We start from the raw sequence: 18,940 nt of genomic DNA, 5'->3' as shown, positions 1-18,940 counted from the left end.
TCACAGTCAGGACGGTACCGGCCCGGCGTCAGGTTGCACGCCGGAGCACGCGTGCTCTCGCACAGGGTATCGGTCCAGCGTAGAAAGGTTGTGTCACCCGTCCGGTCGGTAAGGGGTAACCCGATGTGGAGGCACTCGGGCAATGAGCTACCCTCTGCGCGCTCCGCACACATTTCGATCAAGCCGACGGTCACGTCAAGGGGGTTGGCTTGCCCGCCGGGTGTGGGAGACCTACGTCACCTTGACGTGGGGCACAAAAGAGGTCGCTGGAGCGTTAACCAGCGACACGAACAGTCTCCGTAGACCGCAGGGGTGAAGAAGATGGCGACCGACTACGACGCGCCGCGTCGCAGCGAGGCGGACGAACTCGCTGAGGACTCCCTCGAGGAGTTGAAAGCCCGGCGGAACGAGACGCAGTCCGGCGTCGTCGACGTCGACGAGGACGCGAGCGCGGAGAACTTCGAGCTTCCGGGCGCCGACCTGTCCGGTGAGGAGCTGACCTTCAAGGTCCTGCCCAAGCAGGCCGACGAGTTCACGTGCTCGAAGTGCTTCCTGGTGCACCACCGCAGCAGGCTCGCCGAGGACAACGGCGGCACGTACATCTGCCGCGACTGCGCCTGATCCGCATCAGCACCAGTCCGCCGAAGAAAAACTGGGCGCTCACCCTCACGGGTGGCGCCCAGTTGTGTTTCTCAGGATTTGATCGCGGCGGCGAGCGCCTCGGGGTGCCGGGTGCTGATCACCCAGTAGGGCGTCGGGTCCTCCGGGTCTGTCACGTGCACCCGCACGAGCGGCTTGACCCAGCCCCGGTGCACGACGAACGCGGCGGGGTCGAGGTCGCGGCCCATGACCCGGCGGCGGTCCTCGGGGGCGATGACCTCGACGGCGCCGAGCAGCTCCAGCGGGATGTGCGCGTCACCGGCGCGCAGCTCGCCGTCGGCGACCTCCACCTTCGTCGAGCTCATCTTCACGATCAGCGCGACCGTCAGCGGCAGCAGGATCACGTACGGCAGCCACGAGCGGACGCCGGGGAAGCCCATGTGCACCTCGGCGGCCAGCAGCGCGGCCGCGAGCAGCGGCAGCGGCCAGATCCACCACGTCACGTACAGGCGTTCGCGGAAGGTCGTAGTGGCGGTCACGGCAGTCTCACTCACGTCGTCAGGGTAATCTCGGCCGCCGTGTCCAGCGTCGAGGTGTTGCTGACCCGGCTCGATCCGGGGGTTCCCGCGCCCGCCTACGCCCGCTACGGCGACGCGGGGGCGGATCTGGTCACCACGTCGGACGTGGTCATTCCACCAGGAGAGCGCGCCGTCGTCGGCACCGGTGTCGCCATCGCGCTGCCGGACGGGTACGCGGGCTTCGTCCACCCCAGGTCGGGACTGGCCGCGCGGGTCGGGCTGAGCGTCGTGAACACACCCGGCACGATCGACTCGGGCTACCGCGGTGAGATCCGCGTTTGCCTCGTGAACCATGATCTCCGGGAGCCGATCGCGCTGTCGCGCGGGGACCGGATCGCCCAGCTCGTCGTGCAACGCGTCGAGCACGCGGTGTTCCGCGAGGTCACCGAGTTGCCGGAGACGGAACGCGGTGCGGGAGGCTATGGCTCGACCGGAGGGCACGTGGTGCTCGCCCGGATGAAGGCGGAGGGGTAGGGGCATGTTCGGAAGGCGCCGCAAGCGCGGTCGTCACTCCTCGGGGGCGGTCGAGACCGGTTCCGAGCACGACGAGGTCTTCGACGACGTCGACGGCCCGTGGGACTCGACGGTCGCGCCCCACGACGACGTGGAACGGCTCGACCTGGGCTCGGTGCAGCTGCCGATGCCGGCCGAGGCCCAGCTCCAGGTCGAGATGGACCAGCAGAACGGTTCCGTGCGCGCCGTGCACGTCCTCACGTCCGTCGGCCAGCTCACGGTCAGCGCGTTCGCCGCGCCGAAGTCGGGCGGCCTGTGGCGCGAGGTCGGTGCCGAGCTGATCGACGGCCTCAAGGAGGACGGCGCCCGCATCAACCGCGAGAACGGCGAGTGGGGCGAGGAGATCACCGCGCGCAACCAGGGCGTGCAGATCCTGTTCGTCGGCGTCGACGGTCCGCGCTGGATGCTGCGCGGTGTCGCGGCGGGCCCCGAGGAGCACTTCGAGCAGAACTCGCAGGCGTTGCGCGAGATGCTGCGCGGCACCGTGGTCGTGCGCGGCGAGCAGCCCATGCCGCCCCGCACCCCGCTACCGGTCGAGCTGCCGGAGGCGATCGCCCGGCACATCCAGCAGCAGGGCTAACGCGCCTGCTGCCACGCCTGCACCGCACGCCCCAGAGCGTGCGGGTAGGCGTCCAGCGTCGTCGTGACGAGCACGGCGCGGGGCAGGGCTTCCGCCCACGCCCGCGCGACCTCGATCGGGTGCACCGGGTCGTCGGTGCACCCGACGATCCCCGTCGGCACGTCCAGCGTCTTCAGCTCGTCGAGCGTCGGCGCGAGCGACTCGGCGGCTTCCTCGAGGTGCGGCACGAGCTCGTCGCCGTAGCCGCGCCAGGCCCTCGTCAGCTCGTCGTGCAGCCAGCCGGTCGTGCCGGCCAGCGCCGCCGTGAGCCCTTGGGACCGGACGGTCTCCGCGCTCGCCCTGGCCGCGAGCGCCGCCGGTGCGTCGTCCGGAGAACCGGTCCACGCGGGCAGTGCGAGAACCAGGCCCGCGCACCGGTCCGGGTTGGCCACCGCCCACCGCGCGGCGACGTGCGCGCCCAGCGAGACACCACCCACCACGATCGGGTGGCCTGCGCGGGCATTGTCGAGAGCCGTCAACCGTTCACTGAGTGTGCGGACACGTGGTGCGGCGAGAACGGCACCGACCTGCGACAACGGCTCGGTGAACACGGATCGGACGAACACCTCGTCAGAGGCGGTTCCGGGCAGCAGGAGCACGGTCTCGGCAGGCACACCCGGGATTGTCGTCGCCCGTGCGTACCCTCACTGTCAGACGGTCCACACCACGGGGCCACCTGAGCAATGCAGGAGTCGGGGATGAGCGGCTATTGGCGCCGCTTGGTGCGTCGCTTGACCAGCGACGTCGCCGAGCTCGACGCGGACGACCTCTCGCGAAAAGCGGAGGCCGTCGGCGCGGTGAAGGCCTGCGACTGCAAGTCCGGTGAGGAGGTCACCGTCCTCGGAAGGCTCCGCAGCGTGGAGCTCTGCCCCCGGGACGCGGCCGCCACCCTGGAAGCCGAGCTCTACGACGGCACCGAGGGCGTCACCCTCGTCTGGCTCGGCCGCCGTCGCATCGCGGGAATCGAGCCTGGTCGGACGATCAAGGCACGAGGCCGCATCGCCGTGCGCGACGGGCGCAAGGTGCTCTACAACCCCTACTACGAGTTGCAGAACGCTTCATGACATCAGTCAAGACCGAAGAAAAGCAGCCCACCGTCCTCGAACAGATGGGCGGCGTGAGCGGAATGCTCTACTCGTCGCTGCCCGTCCTCGTCTTCGTGATCGTCAACTTCGCGACCAAGAACCTGATGGCCGCGATCATCAGCTCGCTCGCCGCCGCCGTCGTCATCGGCGTCGTCCTCGCCCTGCGCAAGGGCACTATCCAACCCGCGATCTCCGCCGTCCTCGGCGTGGGCGTCGCGGCGTTCATCGCCTACAAGACCGGCGAGGCCAAGGGTTTCTTCCTCTTCGGCATCTGGCAGAGCGTCGTGTACGGCAGCGCGTTCCTGCTGTCGATCATCGTGCGCTGGCCGCTCGCCGGCGTGCTCTGGACGTTCCTCAACGGCAGAGACCGCTCCTGGCGCGACGACAAGGCCTCGGTCCGCGACTACGACATCGCGACCTTCGTGTGGGCCCTCGTCTTCTTCGCCCGCTTCGCCGTCCAGCGCTGGCTCTACGACGAGGACCAGGTCGGCTGGCTCGCCGTCGCCCGCCTCGGCATGGGCTACCCGCTGATGGCCGTCGCGCTGCTCGCCACCGTCTGGGCGGTCCGCCGCGCGGACAAGCGCCTCAAGGCGGCGGAGGAGGCGGCTGAGGCCAAGGCCGCGGCGGCCGTCGAGGCGGAGACCGACGCCGTGCTCGCCCGCACCGCGGACGACCTGCTCACCCCGGACATGGACGAGCTCAAGCGCGTCGTCGACGCCGAGTCCCGCGACAAGTCCAGAGACTGACCCGCTCCACACCCTCGCGGCCGGCGCCTCTTCGTTGAGGTGCCGGCCGCGAGGCGTTTCACCGACGGAGGCGTCGGTCAGGACGGGCCGAGCACCGTGCGCAGCTCGTCGCGTCCCGTCACGCCGAGAATCCCGTAGACCGCGTACAGGTGGTTGTCGACCGTGCGCTTGGACGTGTGCAGCCGCGTGGCGATCTGCTGGTTGGTGAGCCCGGACGTCGCGAGGCGGGCGACCTCGGTCTGGCGCCGGGTGAGGTGGGGGAGGTCGCCGGTGTGCAGGGCCGGGGTGTGGACGCCGTCGAAGTCGCGCATCAGCAGGGCCTGGCGGGCGGAGGCCTGGGAGGCGGCGCGGGGGTTGCCCCGGGCTCGGTGCAGGCGGGTGGCGGCGGCCAGGGACTCGGCGGCGTACAGGGTGGCGCCGAGGCGGTGGAAAGCCGTTGCCGTGGCCTCCAGGGCGGCCGGTGCGGCGTGCACGAGGGCGGTCGCGTGTGCCGCGTAGGCCGTTGTCATCGGGTCGTCCATGGTGGCCGTGAGGGCTGTCAGGCGTTGGGAGGTGTCCACGCCGAAGCGGGCCGCGTCGTGCAGTGCCATGGCCTCGTTGCTGTGCACGCCCAGTTCGGCGCACTCGTCGGCGGCCGCCATGGCCGCGCCGGCGGCGGCTCGGAGGTCGCCGGTGCTCGCGAGCACCCTGGAGCGGGTCACCGAGACCGTGGTGCCGGTCAGGCGCCAGGCCGGGCGGCGGGCCTTCTCGGCACGGGCCAGTGCTTCCTGGGCCAAGAGGGTGTCGCCGGTGAGCGCTCCGGAGGCGGCCAGGTTCGCCAGGGCGATGGCGTCGAAGACCAGAGGGTTCGCGGGGGACTTCGGGCTGCCTTCGCGGGCCAGGCGCAGGGCTTGGGTAGCGTTGCCTCGCATGCGCGCGCAGAACGACAACACGCTGTAGAGCGCCGTCGCGCCCGTGAACGCCAGCTCGTCGAACGTCCGGTCGTACATCGTGAGTGCGAGGGCTTCCGCCTCGGCCAGACGGCCCGCGAACGCCAACGCGAAGCACCGCATCCGTAGGGCGCCGTCGTCGGGTTCGCCGGGTTCTTCCAGGGCTTCGTAGGCGTCGATCTCCTGGGAGACCTCGCTGTAGCGGCCCGCGTGCAGGAGGCACAACGCTCGGGTCCGTTGCAAGTGGACGGAAAGATGTGGCGCCACGGGGCGATAGGTGCGTTCGAGCACCGATGCCACGTGGCCTTGCTGGGCGTCCAGGATGACCCGGACCACCTCCAGCCACTCCCGCACGTGCGCGGGGAGGCCAGGCGTGTCAACGGCGTCGAGCATCGCCGCGGCGGCGTCCGCGTCGCCCAGGCCGAAGTGCAGGTTCATCGAACGGGTGGCGGCGAGGCCGCTCAGGTCCTCCGCCGACAGCGGGCCGGCCATCACGTCGGCGAGCGTCTCTTCGGCCTGCCACGGTGCGCGGCCGTGCATCAGCACCTGGCCGAACACGTGCCCGATCCGGTTCAGGCCGCCCGCCTCGACAGCGGCACGACACAGTCGTTCGGCGAGCGTCACGTCGTGCGCGGCCCACGCCTGTTCGGCGGCCGCGGCCAGCAGGTCCACCGAGATGGGCGAACCGCCGTCGAGCCGCCACGTGGCGATGCGCATGAGGTCTTCACGGCGGCGTGCGCCCGTTGCCTCGAGAGCGGTGGCCAACGCGCGGTGGTGTGACCGCGCGCGCAACGTCGGGCATGTCGCGCGAAGCTGGCTGCCGTACAACGGATGCCCGAGCCGCACGACCGTGCGACGACCCGATGACACGACACGAACCAACCCGCGCGTCTCCAGGTCGTCTACTGCCTCTTCCGACACCAGCGACGCCAGCAGGTCCAACTCCACCGGTTCGGAGTAGGCGAGCAGCTCCAGCGCGTGCCGGTGCGACGGTTCCAGCCGGCCGAGGTTGGACTGCACGAGCTCGCCGAGCCGGCTGCCGAGCTCGATCGCCCCGTGCCACGACCAGATGCCGTCGTCCGCCCGCAACGCCCCGGCCGCACACCCCGACACCACGAGTTCCCTGAGGTACAACGGGGTTCCCGCGCTGGCCGACCACAGCAGCGACGCCGACCGGGTGTCGACCGGCCCGTCCAGCGCGCGTTCGAGCAGCAGCCCGGACTCGGCCCGCGACAGGTCGCCGAGCGGGTAGTGGCGCAGCAACCCCTCCTGCCACAGGTCCGTGCGCTCACCTGGTCGTGAGGTCACCAGCACCCGTGCGTGCCCATGCCGGATCACGTGGTGCAGCAACGCGAGGGAGGCGTCATCGAGCAGATGCGCGTCATCCACCACGATCGCCAACGGCTGTGGTCCGGTTAGAAGGTGCTCCACGGCGCGACCGAGCGGATTCGCCGTGCGCATGTCAGCGGGCAGCAACGCGGCCATGGCCCCGAACGGGATCGTGGACGTCGCCACCGTCGCGTAACAGCGCTGCACGGCGAGACCGGTCCGCTCCAGCCGTGCGACGACCTCGTCCGTGAGACGTGTCTTGCCCACACCGGCCGGTCCGACGAGCGCGGTGCCATTGCCCGAGGTGAGCGTGGACAGCACATCCTCGAGCTCGCGCACCCTGCCCACGAACGGCCACACGTCTCGCAGTGTGCCCAACGCCCGGCCCACCGCGCACGTCGATTTACGCGCCGTGGCGCGACACCGGTCCGATCGAGAGCGCCTTCCGCTTCCAGTCGATCAGCCAAGGCACGGCGGTGTGCCCGTGCGCGCAACGCCGGGCATGTCGCTCGTAAGCGCGCGCAGTAGAGCGGATGAGCGACGCGCGCGTCCGTCTTCATCGATACGCACGAACCCCATGTCCACGAGTTCGGCCAGCCGCCCGGACAGCTCCAGCGGTCCGCTCCAGTTCCACCCGCCGACGGTCTCGGTCACCGGGCCGCGGTGCCGGCCCGCCGCCACGAGTTTCCTGAGGTACAACGGATTCCCTGGCTGTTCGCCCACACCAGATGCCGCGTCGAGGCGTCGGCCGGCCCACCCAGAGCCGCCAGCACACCCGCCGTCCACCACGAGAGAGTGGAATACGGGACGTGGCGACCGTGGCATAACAACGCACCACCGGATGCGGCACGGCGGCGTGAGGCTCGAAAGCGACCAGGGGTAGCTGATCGCTCACAAGCGCCCGCTTCCGTTGCGCAGATACCGGACGAACCGAGCGTGCGCGGTATCAAGCGGTGGGCGCCAGGCGTCGGAAGACCATGAAACTTTCCAAGCGCAAGACAGCGATCATGGCGGCGTTGGCTCTCGTCGCCGGTGGCGTCCTCGTCACGTCCTCAGCGGCGCAGGCGCAGAACACCATCCACGTCCAGTCGAAGTTCAACGGCCGGTGCATGACCGCCGCGACCGGGCAGAACGGTGCCGGGGTGCTCATGGTCGACTGCCAGAACGCCCTCACCCAGCGCTGGTACTGGGACGGGCTGACGCTGCGCAACGCGGACGGCGGCCGGTGCCTCACCGCCGCCTGGGGCAACGGAGACGTCGGCGCGCACCTGCAGATCTTCGACTGCCAGCCGGGCAGCAACGCGTTCCAGACGTTCTACCGGCCCGCCGCCCGGCCGGAGGAGGTCGGCAGGATCCGGTCGTTCCTCGGAGGCAACCGGTGTGTCGAGATCGCGGGCGCCAACTGGTGGCAGGGCGCCTCCGTGCAGCTGTGGGACTGCCACGGAGGCGGCAACCAGTACTGGTGGGCCTAGTAGCCCAGAGCCGTCTTGATGTCTTGCTCGACGGCGGCGGTCGTGACGAACAACAGCTCGTCGCCGCCCTCCAGGGTGTCGTCCGGCTGCGGCACGATGACCCGCCCGCCGCGCAGGATCGTCACCAGGGCTGCGTCCCGGGGCAGCTGCAGCTCCGAGACCGCACGGCCGGCGAACGGCGTCGACTCGTCGAGCGTGATCTCCACGAGGTTCGCCTGCCCCTGCCGCAACGTCATCAGCCGCACGACGTCGCCGATCGTCACGGACTCCTCGACCATCGCGGCGAGGAGCCGTGGCGTCGACACGGCCACGTCGACACCCCACGACTCGGTGAAGAGCCATTCGTTCGTCGGGTCGTTCACACGCGCGATGACGCGACGGACCGCGAACTCCGTCTTGGCGAGCAGAGACACCACGAGGTTGACCTTGTCGTCCCCGGTCGCGGCGATCACCACGTCGCACAGCTGCATGCCCGCGTCCTCCAAAGAGGACAACTCGCACGCGTCGGCCTGCACCCACTCGGCCTGCTCGACGGAGTTCGGGTCGAAGTGCGCCCGGTCCCGCTCGATCAGCATCACCTGGTGCCCGTCCGAGACGAGCTCCTGCGCGATGGACCGCCCCACCGCTCCCGCGCCCGCGATCGCGACCCGCATCAGCTCTCCTCCGGTGCCTGCAGCGCCGCCGCCGCGACGTCGGTGATCGTGCCGGACAGCGCCGCCACGTAGATGGTGTCGTCGGCCTGCACGACGGTCGAACGCTCCGGCAGCACGCCCGTGCCGAAGCGCATCACGAACGCCACGCGCGCGCCGATCGCCTCCTCGAGCTCGCGCACCGGCCGCCCGACCCACGCCTCGTCGACCTCGATCGGCAGCACCGCCACGGTGCCGGACGGGTCGCGCCACGCGGTCGCCGCCCCTTCGGGCAACAGCATCCGCAGGAACCGGTCCGTCGACCACGGCACCGTCGCCACGGTCGGGATGCCCAAGCGCTCGTACACCGCCGCGCGCTTGTGGTCGTAGATGCGGGCGACGACGTGCTCGACGCCGAACGTCTCGCGCGCGACCCGCGCCGAGATGATGTTCGAGTTGTCCCCGCTCGAGACCGCCGCGAACGCGCCCGCGCGCTCGACGCCGGCCTCGATCAGGACATTGCGGTCGAAACCGTTGCCGATGACCTGCTGTCCGTGGAAGTCGCTGCCCAGCCTGCGGAACGACTGCGGGTCCTTGTCGATCACGGCGACCTGGTGGTCGAGTCGCTCCAGAGCCCTGGCCAGGGACGCCCCCACCCGGCCACACCCCATGATCACCACGTGCACGACATGCCTCCTCAGGCGAACTCTCCGCAGAACCTACCCAGCATTAGCCCGTCCCGGTGAGCGGACCCCTTACGCTCTGGCCGTGTCCAAGCTCGCCACCGCTGCCAAACGCCTCCTGGTAGGACGGCCGTTCCGCAGTGATCGCCTCGCGCACACCCTCCTGCCCAAACGCATCGCCTTGCCGGTGTTCGCCTCCGACGCCATGTCGTCGGTCGCGTACGCGCCGGAGGAGATCTTCCTGATGCTGTCGGTGGCGGGCCTGAGCGCCTACGCCATGGCGCCGTGGGTGGGGGTCGCGGTCGTCGTGGTCATGCTCACCGTGGTCGCCAGCTACCGGCAGAACGTGCACGCCTACCCGTCCGGCGGCGGTGACTACGAGGTCGCGACGGTCAACCTGGGGCGCAGAGCGGGGCTCACCGTGGCGAGCGCCCTGCTCGTCGACTACATCCTCACGGTCGCGGTGTCGATCTCGGCGGCGGCGGCGAACATCGGTTCCGCGATCCCGTTCGTCGCGACCCACAAGGCGGAGTTCGCGGTCGCGGCCATCGTGCTGCTGACGGCGGTGAACCTGCGCGGCATCCGCGAGTCCGGCAGCGCGTTCGCCGTCCCCGTCTACGCGTTCATGATCGGCGTCTTCGGCCTGATCGGCTACGGCCTGTTCCGCGGCTTCGTCATGGGTGACGACATGCGCGCCGAGAGCTCGGGCCTCGAGATCCACGCCGAGTCCGACCACCTGATGGGGCTCGCGTTCGTGTTCCTGGTGCTGCGGGCGTTCTCGTCCGGGTGCGCCGCTCTGACCGGTGTCGAGGCGATCAGCAACGGCGTGCCCGCGTTCCGCAAGCCCAAGTCCCGCAACGCCGCGACGACGCTGCTGCTGATGGGCACCATCTCGGTCGTCATGCTGATGGGCCTGATCATCCTCGCCCAGCTCACCGACGTGCGGATGGCCGAGTTCCCCGCGCAGCAGATCACCAACGCGCCCGAGGGCTACGAGCAGAAGACGATGGTCGCGCAGATCGCGCACGCCGTGTTCGACAACTTCCCGCCCGGCTTCTACTTCATCGCCGGCGTCACCGCGCTGATCCTCGTGCTCGCCGCGAACACCGCGTTCAACGGCTTCCCGGTGCTCGGCTCGATCCTCGCCCAGGACCGCTACCTGCCGCGTCAGCTGCACACCCGCGGCGACCGGCTCGCGTTCTCCAACGGCATCCTGTTCCTGGCCGGGTTCGCGGTCGTGCTGGTGATCGCGTTCGACGCCGAGGTCACCCGGCTGATCCAGCTCTACATCGTCGGCGTGTTCGTCTCGTTCACGCTGAGCCAGCTCGGCATGATCAAGCACTGGCAGCGGCTGCTCAAGACCGAGACCGACGAGCAGGCCCGCCGGCGGATGCGGCGCTCGCAGGCGATCAACACGTTCGGCCTCGCGCTCACCGCGACCGTGCTGATCATCGTGCTGATCACCAAGTTCACCAAGGGCGCGTGGATCGCCATCGCCGCGATGGCCGCCATCTACGCGTTGATGACGGCCATCCGCAAGCACTACGACACCGTCGCCGAGGAACTGCGCAAGCAGGAGCGCGTGCGCACGATGCCGGCGCGCAACCACGCGATGGTGCTGGTGTCCAAACTGCACATGCCGACTATCAGGGCGTTGTCCTACGCCAAGGCCGTGCGTCCGGACGTGCTGGAGGCCGTCACGGTCAACGTCGACGACGGCGACACCCGCAGGCTCGTGCAGGAGTGGGAGAAGGAGAACTTCAAGATCCCGCTCAAGGTCATCGAGTCGCCCTACCGGGAGATCACCAAGCCCGTCCTCGACTACGTCAAGAGAGTCAAGTCGGACAACCCGCGCGACGTTGTTACGGTGTTCATCCCCGAGTACGTCGTCGGCCACTGGTGGGAGCAGCTCCTCCACAACCAGAGCGCGTTGCGGCTCAAGGGAAGGCTGCTTTTCCAGCCGGGTGTGATGGTGACCAGCGTTCCCTGGCAGCTGGAATCGTCGGTGAAGGTCAAGGACAAGGACGTCATCGCGCCCGGCGCTGTCCGAAGGGGACTTGACGACCGATGAACACGACCAAGGAAGACTGGACCGGACGCAAGTTCGAGGTCGAGGTAGGACCCGTCGCGCACGGCGGGCATTTCGTCGCGCGGCACGAGGGGCGCGTCCTGTTCGTGCGTCACGCGCTGCCCGGCGAACGCGTCGTGGTGTCTGTGTACGAGGACAACGGCGGCTCGTTCTGCCGTGCGGACGCCGTAGAGATCCTGGAGGCGTCACCGGACCGAGTCGAGGCGCCGTGCCCGTTCAGCGGGCCGGGGATGTGCGGTGGCTGCGACTTCCAGCACGTCTCGTGGGACGCGCAACGGGAGCTGAAGGCCCAGGTCGTCCGGGAGCAGCTCAGCCGCCTCGGCAAGATCGAACGCGACGTCGTCGTCGAGGCGCTGCCGGGCGGCCCGCTGGAGTGGCGGACCCGCATCCGGATGGCCGTCGACCGCGACGGGACACCCGGTTTCCGCGGCCTGCGTTCCCACGATGTGATCCCGGTCGACCACTGTGTGATCAGCCGGCCGGGCATGGTCGAGGCGGTGGCCGACCGAAAGTGGCGGGCCCAGGAGCTCACGATCGTCCAGGACGGTGACGGCAACCGTCATGTGGGTGAGGTCCGCGGCCGACACACCGCGCGCCGCGCCGGTACCGGTACGGCCGTCGAGACCGCCGCCAGCCGGAAGTGGCGAATTTCCGCGGACGGCTTCTGGCAGGTCCACCCGGCCGCCGCGGACACGTTCGCGACCGTCGTGGGGGAGTGGGCCGCGGCCGAGCCGGGGCAGCGCGCGTGGGACCTCTACGGCGGTGCGGGGCTCTTCGCGTCCGTGCTCGGCCGGCAGGTCGGCGAAAGCGGATCCGTGCTGGTCGTGGAGTCTTTCCCCGGTGCCGTGGAGGACGGCCGCCGCAACCTGCGCCGCATGACCCAGGTCGAGTGGGTCGCGGACAAGGTCGAACGCGCCGTGACGCGCAAGCTCCCCGTCGAGGACCCTCACGTCGTGGTGCTGGACCCCCCTCGCAAGGGGGCGGGCAAGGTCGTTGTGGCTGAAGTCGCACGACGCCGTCCGCAGCGGGTCGTCTACGTCGCCTGCGACCCCGCCGCACTGGCCCGCGACCTGGCCGAATTCACAGTTCAGGGGTACCGGCTCGCCGAGCTGCGGGCGTTCGACGCGTTCCCGATGACGCACCACATGGAGTGCATCGCCCTGCTCGTGCCTGAGACGAGCTGAGGCTGCGTCTCAGTCGCGTCTCCGTAGACTGAGCCGAAGTCTTCAGGAGTGAGGTGGGCGTGGTGACCCTGCTGGAGTCCGTGCACGGACCAGCTGATCTGAAACGGATGGACGAGGCGCAGCTGTCGCAGCTGTGTGAGGAGATCCGGCGTTTCCTGGTCGACAAGGTGTCCAAGACGGGCGGGCACCTGGGCCCGAACCTGGGTGTCGTCGAGCTGACCGTGGCACTGCACCGGGTCTTCGACTCGCCGCAGGACCCGATCGTGTTCGACACCGGTCACCAGTCGTACGTTCACAAGATCGTCACGGGCCGCCGTGACGGCTTCGACCGGCTGCGCCAGCGCGGCGGCATGTCGGGCTACCCGTCGCGGTCGGAGTCCGAGCACGACGTGCAGGAGAGCTCGCACGCCTCGACGGCGCTGTCCTACGCGGACGGACTGGCGAAGGCGAAGCAGATCAACGGCGCCCACGGCCACGTGGTCGCGGTCGTCGGCGACGGCGCGCTCACCGGCGGCATGTGCTGGGAGGCGTTGAACAACATCGCGGCGGACCAGACGCGTCCGGTCGTGATCGTCGTCAACGACAACGGCCGTTCCTACTCGCCGACGATCGGTGGTCTCGCGGACCACCTGTCGTCGCTGCGGCTGCGCCCCGGCTACGAGCGCGTGCTGGAGAAGGGCAAGAGCGTCCTCGAGCAGACGCCGTTCTTCGGCAAGCCCCTCTACGCCGCCCTGCACGCCGCCAAGCGCGGCATCAAGGACGCGCTCGCGCCGCAGGCGATGTTCGAGGACCTGGGCCTCAAGTACATCGGCCCGGTCGACGGCCACGACCTGGCGACGCTGGAGTCCGCACTGCAGCGCGCGAAGTCGTTCGGCGGCCCGGTCATCGTGCACGCCGTCACCCGCAAGGGCATGGGGTTCGCGCCGGCCGAGAACCACGAGGCCGACCAGATGCACGCCACCGGGATCATCGACCCGATCACCGGCGAGGACGTCAAGCCGTCCAAGCGCACCTGGACGCACGTGTTCTCCGACGCGCTGGTGGACGTCGGCCGCGAACGGTCCGACGTCGTGGCGATCACCGCCGCGATGCAGGGCCCGACCGGCCTCAACGCGTTCGCCAAGGCGTTCCCGGAGCGGTTCTTCGACGTCGGCATCGCCGAGCAGCACGCCCTGACCTCCGCGGCCGGTCTCGCCATCGGTGGCCTGCACCCCGTCGTGGCCGTCTACGCGACGTTCCTCAACAGGGCGTTCGACCAGCTGCTGATGGACGTGGCACTGCACAAGCAGGGCGTCACGGTCGTGCTGGACCGCGCTGGCGTCACTGGCCCGGACGGCGCGTCGCACCACGGCATGTGGGACATGTCGATCCTCGGCGTCATCCCCGGCGTGCACGTGGCGGCGCCCCGTGACGCCGGGACGCTCGTCGAGGAGCTGCGCGAAGCTGTGGCGATCTCGGACGCGCCGTCGGTGATCCGCTACCCGAAGGCCTCGGTCGGCCCGGACCTGCCCGCGTTGGAACGCGTGGGGTCCGTGGACGTGCTTCGGCGGTCGGGCAACGACGTGCTGCTGGTGACGGTCGGTGCGTTGGGCGAACTCGGTCTCGAAGCCGCGCAACGGCTGGAGGACCAGGGCATCGGCGTGACGGTCGTCGACCCGCGGTGGATCTACCCGATGTCGTCCGACCTCGTGGAGATGGCGGCGTCGCACAAGCTCGTGGTGACGGTCGAGGACGGTGGCCGCCACGGTGGCTTCGGTTCCTCTCTCGCGGCCGCCCTGCGTGACGCCGACGTCGACGTGCCGTTGCGGGACATCGCGATCCCGCAGCAGTTCCACGACCACGGTGAGCGTGGCGAGGTGCTGGCGTTGTGCGGCATCACGGCGCAGGACGTCGCACGGCGCGTGACGGAGTGGGCCGCTCGCCTGGAGTGCCTGCCCGTCGAAATCGACGAGCACGTGGAGAAGTAGGTCCGCTAACCTCCACCTCGCGCCGCCTTCTGCGGCCCGGCAGGTCTTCCTAGCCGGGTTCCGCGATCGGGGCGGCGCATGGTCGCTGTAAAGGCACCAGGTTCTAATCCTGAACGCCGAGACCCCGGTCGCACACGGGGGCTGCGAGCTTTGCGAGTCCCTTGTGGACTCCCGTTCGCGGCCCCGCCGGCCGGGGTCTCGGTCTGTCTGGACGGAGGTGGAGACGATGAAGCACACGTTGTTCCCGTGGGAGCGGGGCGTTCGGTTCGACCGTGGCGTGCTCGTGGGCGAGGTGGAGCCCGGCCAGCACAAGTTCCCGCGTCACGTCGTGCTGCACCGTGTCGACGTGCGCCCCCGTTCGCTCACTCCGGCCGCGCAGGACGTGCCCACGTCCGATGGCGTGCTGGTGCGTGTGACCGTTGTCGTGCGTTGGGCCGTGTCCTCGGCGACGACGTTCGTGGTGGCGTCCGCCGGTCCCGAGGCTGAGCTCTACACGGCTGTGCAACTGGCGTTGCGCGGTGCGGTTCTCACGCGCGCACACTCCGCCGTCGACGCCGAGCGTGACGCCATCGCCGCCGAGGTCCTGGCCGGTGTGGCTTCTCGGGCCGCCGAGCTGGGGGTGTCCGTCACCGAGGTGGCCGTGCGCGACGTCGTGATGCCCGGTGAGCTGCGCCGGGCCGCGCTGGCCGAGCTGGTCGCGGCGTCCGAGGGACGTGCGGCGCTGGAGCGTGCGCGTGGGGAGACGGCGGCGCTGCGGTCGTTGCTCAACGCGGCCCGGCTGGCGGAGGAGCACCCCGCGTTGCTGGAGCTCCGGGCACTGCAGACGGCCTCGACCGTCGTGGTGGAACGGCCTAAGCGAGTCTGACCGGCAGCGCGTCCAACCTGCTGCCCATGATCCCGCCCGGTGAGCTGTGGGTCAGCGGCGCGGTGACGCGGGCGCGGGGCCACACCGCCTGGAACGCCTCGGCCAGGGCTTCGAGTTCGAGCCGGGCGAGCTGCGCACCGATGCAGAAGTGCGGGCCGTGGCCGAACACGAGGTCCGGCACGCGGGTCAGGTCGACGAGCACGGGAGAGCCCGCGGGCAGTTCGGAGCCCGCGAGCTCCACCGCGGTGGTCGTGAAGCGCCACAACGTGAACGGCGCCGGGGGATGCTCGCGCAACGTCTCGCGCACCAGGTTGGCCGGTGTGCCGTCGCTGCCGATCAGCCGCGCGAGCAGGAAGCCCGCGGCCAGGTCGGTGGTGAGCTGGCCCGCGAAAAGGATCGTGAAGATCTGGTAGTGCAGGTCCTGCTCCGTGCTGCCGTCCGGCATGCGCAGCTCGGCGGTCGCCTGCGAGGCCAGCCGGGCGAAGCTCCCCATGGCCGCGGGGACGTGGGCCGGGTAGTCGACGTGCATCAGGCGGCACGCGTCCATCGCGAGATCGACCTCGTTCGCCGGGATGCCGAGCAGCTCGCAGAGGACGGCCAGCGGATAGCGGGTCGTGAAGTCCTCGACCAGGTCGACCTCGTCCGGCAGCGCCCTGAGCAGCTCCTCGGCGATGACCCGCATGCGCGGGAAGTAGGCGCGCACGCGAGCCGCGCTGAAGAGCGGCGCGAAGGCCTTGCGCAGCCGCGCGTGCGGGTCGCCGTCGAGCGTGGTGACCGACATCTGCTCGGCCGCGGTGGGTTCGAGACCCGCGGTGTGGGCGTCCCAGTGCGCCGGAGCGAGAGCCGGGTCTTTGGCGAAACGGCCGTCCGACAGGACGGAGCGGGCCAGATCGGCGTCCGTGACCACCCAGACAGGGTGGTCGTACATCGAAGTTTGCTGCATCACGCAGTGAATCTAGCATAAGATTACTGCGTGACGCAGCGACTGTGTGGTGCAAGTAGGCTGCCGTGCCATGACGGACGAGGTCCTGCGAGCCATCGCCCGGTGGCAGATCCCGGTCATCCAGTTCAACGGCATGCTCGCCGAACAGCTCGGGATGACGTGGACCGATCTGCAGGCGCTGTACGTGCTCGCGAACTCCGGGCCCGCGTCGCCCGGCGAACTGGCGCGCCGCGTCAACCTGACCAGCGGCTCGGCCTCCCGGATGATCGAACGCCTCGTACGGGCCGGGTTCGTGCGCCGTGTGCCCGACCCCCACGACCGCCGCAAGGTCGTCATCGAGCCGGACCAGGACGCGGTGCGCCATGTGGGTGGCCTCTACGACTCCCTGAACGAACGCCACCGCACCGACCTGGCCGACTTCGACGAGGCCGAACAGGCCGTGATCCTGCGTTTTCTGAATGCCGCCGCGGATCGGACCGAAGAAGAGATCCGACAGCGCACGTGAAGGTGTCGTTAAGTGCTTTCTCAGGTGTGTGTGGCACCTTTGAGGCGTGCGGATTCTGGTAGTCGAGGACGAGGCGCCACTGGCCGATGCGATCGCTCGCGGCCTGAGGCGCGAAGGTATGGCCGTGGACGTCGCCTACGACGGCGAGACCGGGCACGAGAAGTCGACCGTCACGCGGTACGACGTGGTTGTGCTCGACCGCGACCTACCGGGGATGTCCGGTGACGAGCTGTGCAAGGAGATCCTCAGCTCCGGCGCGCTCACCAGGGTCATGATGCTGACGGCCAGCGGGTCCATCGAGGACCGGGTGTCCGGCCTGTCGCTCGGCGCGGACGACTACCTCGCGAAGCCGTTCGCGTTCCCCGAACTGGTCGCGCGCGTGCGGGCGTTGGCCCGGCGCGCGACTCCGGCGACACCGCCCCTGCTCGCCGCTCAGGACGTGGAGCTGGATCCCGCGCGACGCACCGTCTCGCGCGGTGGGCAGCCCATCGAGCTGACGCGCAAGGAGTTCGGCGTCCTCGAAGTGCTGCTCGCGGCCAAGGGATCGGTCGTCAGCAGCGAGGAACTGCTCGAGCGCGTGTGGGACGAGAACGCCGACCCGTTCACCACGACCGTGCGGGTGACCGTGATGACGTTGCGCAAGAAGCTGGGCGAACCGGGCATCATCGACACCGTCGTGGGCTCCGGGTACCGGGTGCCGAGTGCTTCGAACGGATCTGCTGAGGACTGACCTATGCGAAGGCGCGGACCAGGGCTTCGCCTTCGGATCACGCTCCTCACCACCGCGCTCGTCGCGGTGGTGAGCGCTGTCCTGCTGTTCCTCGGGTGGACGCTCGTCGGGCGGGTGTTCGACTCGTCGCCGTCGTTCCCCTCCGACAGCCAGGTCACCGTGGACGGCGTCACCGTCACCGTGAAGGTGCTGACCGACGCGCTGACCGCCGCCGCACGCGATGACCTGCTGCGCGCCGGCCTGATCGCGTTCGCGTGCATGATCGTGGCCGCCGCCGTGCTCACGTGGACTTTCACCGGTCGAGTCCTGAAGCCGCTGCACGACGTGACGGGGGCCGCTCGCCGGTTGTCGGCGGAGTCGCTGGGGTCGCGGCTGCGGCTGGAGGGTCCGCGTGACGAGGTCGCCGAGCTCGCGGACACGTTCGACTCGATGCTCGACCGGCTGGAAGCCGCCTTCGACTCGCAACGCCGGTTCGTGGCGAACGCATCGCACGAACTGCGCACTCCTCTCTCGGTGGTGCGCACGGAACTGGACGTGACTCTCTCCGATCCGGACGCCGACGTCGAAGAGCTGCGGCGCATGGCCGGTGTCGTGCGTTCCGCAGGGGAGCGCGCCGAACAGTTGGTGTCCGCGCTGCTGCTGCTCGCGCGCACGGACGGGATCGGGCTCGCCGTGCGTGAGCCGGTCGACCTGTCCGCGGTGGTCGAGTCCGCGTGGAAGGCCACGCGTGCCGAGGCCGAGGCGCGCGACCTGCGCACGGTGTTCCGGTGCGCGCCGGCGTTCGCGGTCGGGGATCCCGCGCTGCTGGAGCGCATCGCCGGCAACCTGCTGGAGAACGCCATCCGCCACAACCACGTCGGCGGGTGGATCGAGACCGTGGTCGAGCCGGGGCCGCAGTGGTCCGTTCTGCGGGTGTCGTCGTCCGGTCAGCTGATCCCGCCGGACCGCGTCGAGGAGCTGTTCGAGCCGTTCCGCCGTGGCGGGAAGGACCGGACCAGCCAGTCCGGCACGGGCCTGGGGCTCTCCATCGTGCGGGCCGCGGTCGCCGCCCACGGCGGGTTTGCGCAGGCAGTGGCCGTGCCGACAGGGGGTCTGTCGGTGGCCGTGCACCTGCCCAGCGCACCGCGCTGACGCTGGATACAAGATTGTCGGCGTGGCCCCGGTCACACTCTTCGTCGATCTTGGCATGTTTGGGCCGTCGACGCGGCGTCTGACCTGGGGTTTAGCCGTTAGTGACCCCCGATTTGGATCTCGTACAGGGCCCGTGTAAATTTCTCCATGTCAGCACGGAACGGGCCGGGAAACACAGCCGGAACGGAGTGCGACACAAGACTTCTAAGCCTGACACAGCCCCGGAAGTGAACCTCCTCGGAGGGTAGCTGCGGTGTGCGCGTGTTCTTTGAGAACTCAACAGCGTGCCGAAACACAGCCAGTAATATATGAATTACCTCCTCGTCGAGGTAGTTCCTTTGAG

At 69.7% G+C, this 18,940-nt stretch carries 20 protein-coding genes; 13 read left to right on the top strand and 7 right to left on the bottom strand.

Translation table 11 applies throughout. The features are described from left to right. The first annotated feature begins 321 nt into the window (after positions 1-321). Positions 322-621: a DUF4193 domain-containing protein gene (locus tag ACWF7A_RS32715; RefSeq protein WP_030474775.1), complete on the top strand. Its 300-nt coding sequence runs from the start codon at positions 322-324 to the stop codon at positions 619-621. A 71-nt stretch (positions 622-692) separates the two neighbouring features. Here the strand turns inward: ACWF7A_RS32715 and ACWF7A_RS32710 are convergent, their stop codons facing one another. Continuing rightward, positions 693-1,154: a DUF3093 domain-containing protein gene (locus ACWF7A_RS32710; protein ID WP_452254366.1), complete on the bottom strand. Its 462-nt coding sequence runs from the start codon at positions 1,152-1,154 to the stop codon at positions 693-695. A gap of 24 nt (positions 1,155-1,178) precedes the next feature. On the opposite strand from ACWF7A_RS32710, the gene dut reads away from it, so the two are divergent. Further along, positions 1,179-1,652 (top strand): dUTP diphosphatase, encoded by a 474-nt coding sequence (dut, locus tag ACWF7A_RS32705; protein WP_452254365.1) that lies wholly within the window; start codon positions 1,179-1,181, stop codon positions 1,650-1,652. A gap of 4 nt (positions 1,653-1,656) precedes the next feature. Beyond that, on the top strand, positions 1,657-2,271 hold the full coding sequence (locus ACWF7A_RS32700) for a DUF3710 domain-containing protein (RefSeq protein ID WP_452254364.1): 615 nt from the start codon (positions 1,657-1,659) through the stop codon (positions 2,269-2,271). On the opposite strand, the gene ACWF7A_RS32695 is transcribed toward ACWF7A_RS32700, so the two are convergent. After that, positions 2,268-2,924: an alpha/beta fold hydrolase gene (locus ACWF7A_RS32695; protein ID WP_452254363.1), complete on the bottom strand. Its 657-nt coding sequence runs from the start codon at positions 2,922-2,924 to the stop codon at positions 2,268-2,270. The two genes, ACWF7A_RS32700 and ACWF7A_RS32695, sit on opposite strands and share 4 nt — an antisense overlap. A gap of 69 nt (positions 2,925-2,993) precedes the next feature. Here ACWF7A_RS32695 and ACWF7A_RS32690 point away from each other — a divergent pair, with 69 nt between their 5' ends. Both ACWF7A_RS32690 and ACWF7A_RS32685 read left to right on the top strand, forming a co-directional pair. Beyond that, positions 2,994-3,374: an OB-fold nucleic acid binding domain-containing protein gene (locus tag ACWF7A_RS32690; protein ID WP_030464824.1), complete on the top strand. Its 381-nt coding sequence runs from the start codon at positions 2,994-2,996 to the stop codon at positions 3,372-3,374. Next, a complete protein-coding gene (locus ACWF7A_RS32685) occupies positions 3,371-4,141 on the top strand; it encodes a DUF3159 domain-containing protein (protein WP_452254362.1) in 771 nt (256 codons plus the stop codon). Before ACWF7A_RS32690 ends, ACWF7A_RS32685 begins: the two co-directional genes overlap by 4 nt. 77 nt (positions 4,142-4,218) lie before the next feature. Here the strand turns inward: ACWF7A_RS32685 and ACWF7A_RS32680 are convergent, their stop codons facing one another. Both ACWF7A_RS32680 and ACWF7A_RS32675 read right to left on the bottom strand, forming a co-directional pair. Continuing rightward, a complete protein-coding gene (locus ACWF7A_RS32680) occupies positions 4,219-6,759 on the bottom strand; it encodes a LuxR C-terminal-related transcriptional regulator (protein WP_452254361.1) in 2,541 nt (846 codons plus the stop codon). A 99-nt stretch (positions 6,760-6,858) separates the two neighbouring features. Next, entirely contained in the window at positions 6,859-7,053 is a 195-nt protein-coding gene (locus ACWF7A_RS32675; RefSeq protein WP_452254360.1) for a hypothetical protein, read from the bottom strand. A 323-nt stretch (positions 7,054-7,376) separates the two neighbouring features. Here ACWF7A_RS32675 and ACWF7A_RS32670 point away from each other — a divergent pair, with 323 nt between their 5' ends. Then, entirely contained in the window at positions 7,377-7,871 is a 495-nt protein-coding gene (locus tag ACWF7A_RS32670; RefSeq protein ID WP_452254359.1) for an RICIN domain-containing protein, read from the top strand. Here ACWF7A_RS32670 and ACWF7A_RS32665 read toward each other — a convergent pair. Next, entirely contained in the window at positions 7,868-8,524 is a 657-nt protein-coding gene (locus ACWF7A_RS32665; RefSeq protein WP_452254358.1) for a potassium channel family protein, read from the bottom strand. The two genes, ACWF7A_RS32670 and ACWF7A_RS32665, sit on opposite strands and share 4 nt — an antisense overlap. After that, positions 8,524-9,186, bottom strand: a complete 663-nt coding sequence (locus ACWF7A_RS32660) for a potassium channel family protein (RefSeq protein WP_452254357.1) — start codon at positions 9,184-9,186, stop codon at positions 8,524-8,526. Before ACWF7A_RS32660 ends, ACWF7A_RS32665 begins: the two co-directional genes overlap by 1 nt. An 82-nt stretch (positions 9,187-9,268) precedes the next feature. Between ACWF7A_RS32660 and ACWF7A_RS32655 the strand changes: the two genes are divergently transcribed. The 4 genes from ACWF7A_RS32655 (at position 9,269) to ACWF7A_RS32640 (ending at position 15,288) form a co-directional block, all read left to right on the top strand. Then, positions 9,269-11,254, top strand: coding sequence for an APC family permease (locus ACWF7A_RS32655; RefSeq protein ID WP_452254356.1), 1,986 nt, complete (start codon positions 9,269-9,271; stop codon positions 11,252-11,254). After that, positions 11,251-12,456 (top strand): class I SAM-dependent RNA methyltransferase, encoded by a 1,206-nt coding sequence (locus tag ACWF7A_RS32650; RefSeq protein WP_452254355.1) that lies wholly within the window; start codon positions 11,251-11,253, stop codon positions 12,454-12,456. The genes ACWF7A_RS32655 and ACWF7A_RS32650 overlap by 4 nt, the downstream gene beginning before the upstream one ends. Positions 12,457-12,518: 62 nt before the next feature. Continuing rightward, on the top strand, positions 12,519-14,423 hold the full coding sequence (dxs, locus tag ACWF7A_RS32645) for a 1-deoxy-D-xylulose-5-phosphate synthase (RefSeq protein WP_452254354.1): 1,905 nt from the start codon (positions 12,519-12,521) through the stop codon (positions 14,421-14,423). A gap of 226 nt (positions 14,424-14,649) precedes the next feature. Continuing rightward, the gene (locus ACWF7A_RS32640) at positions 14,650-15,288 is read left to right on the top strand and encodes a slipin family protein (RefSeq protein WP_452254353.1); all 639 of its coding nucleotides are present in this window, start codon (positions 14,650-14,652) and stop codon (positions 15,286-15,288) included. On the opposite strand, the gene ACWF7A_RS32635 is transcribed toward ACWF7A_RS32640, so the two are convergent. After that, complete coding sequence (locus ACWF7A_RS32635; RefSeq protein WP_452254352.1) at positions 15,275-16,234, bottom strand: cytochrome P450; 960 nt, start codon at positions 16,232-16,234, stop codon at positions 15,275-15,277. The two genes, ACWF7A_RS32640 and ACWF7A_RS32635, sit on opposite strands and share 14 nt — an antisense overlap. Before the next feature lie 67 nt (positions 16,235-16,301). Here ACWF7A_RS32635 and ACWF7A_RS32630 point away from each other — a divergent pair, with 67 nt between their 5' ends. Genes ACWF7A_RS32630 through ACWF7A_RS32620 form a run of 3 tightly spaced genes read left to right on the top strand, consistent with a single transcriptional unit; the run spans position 16,302 to position 18,597 of the window. Then, positions 16,302-16,736 (top strand): MarR family winged helix-turn-helix transcriptional regulator, encoded by a 435-nt coding sequence (locus ACWF7A_RS32630; RefSeq protein ID WP_452254351.1) that lies wholly within the window; start codon positions 16,302-16,304, stop codon positions 16,734-16,736. Between the two features lie 46 nt (positions 16,737-16,782). Further along, complete coding sequence (locus ACWF7A_RS32625) at positions 16,783-17,466, top strand: response regulator transcription factor (protein ID WP_319984458.1); 684 nt, start codon at positions 16,783-16,785, stop codon at positions 17,464-17,466. A 3-nt stretch (positions 17,467-17,469) separates the two neighbouring features. Next, complete coding sequence (locus tag ACWF7A_RS32620) at positions 17,470-18,597, top strand: sensor histidine kinase (RefSeq protein ID WP_452254350.1); 1,128 nt, start codon at positions 17,470-17,472, stop codon at positions 18,595-18,597. Positions 18,598-18,940: the final 343 nt, after the last annotated feature.

The sequence above is a fragment of the Lentzea sp. NPDC055074 genome, assembly GCF_053608005.1.
The sequence above is the reverse complement of the archived record's forward strand: the minus strand, read 5'-3'. Positions and strand labels throughout refer to the sequence as shown.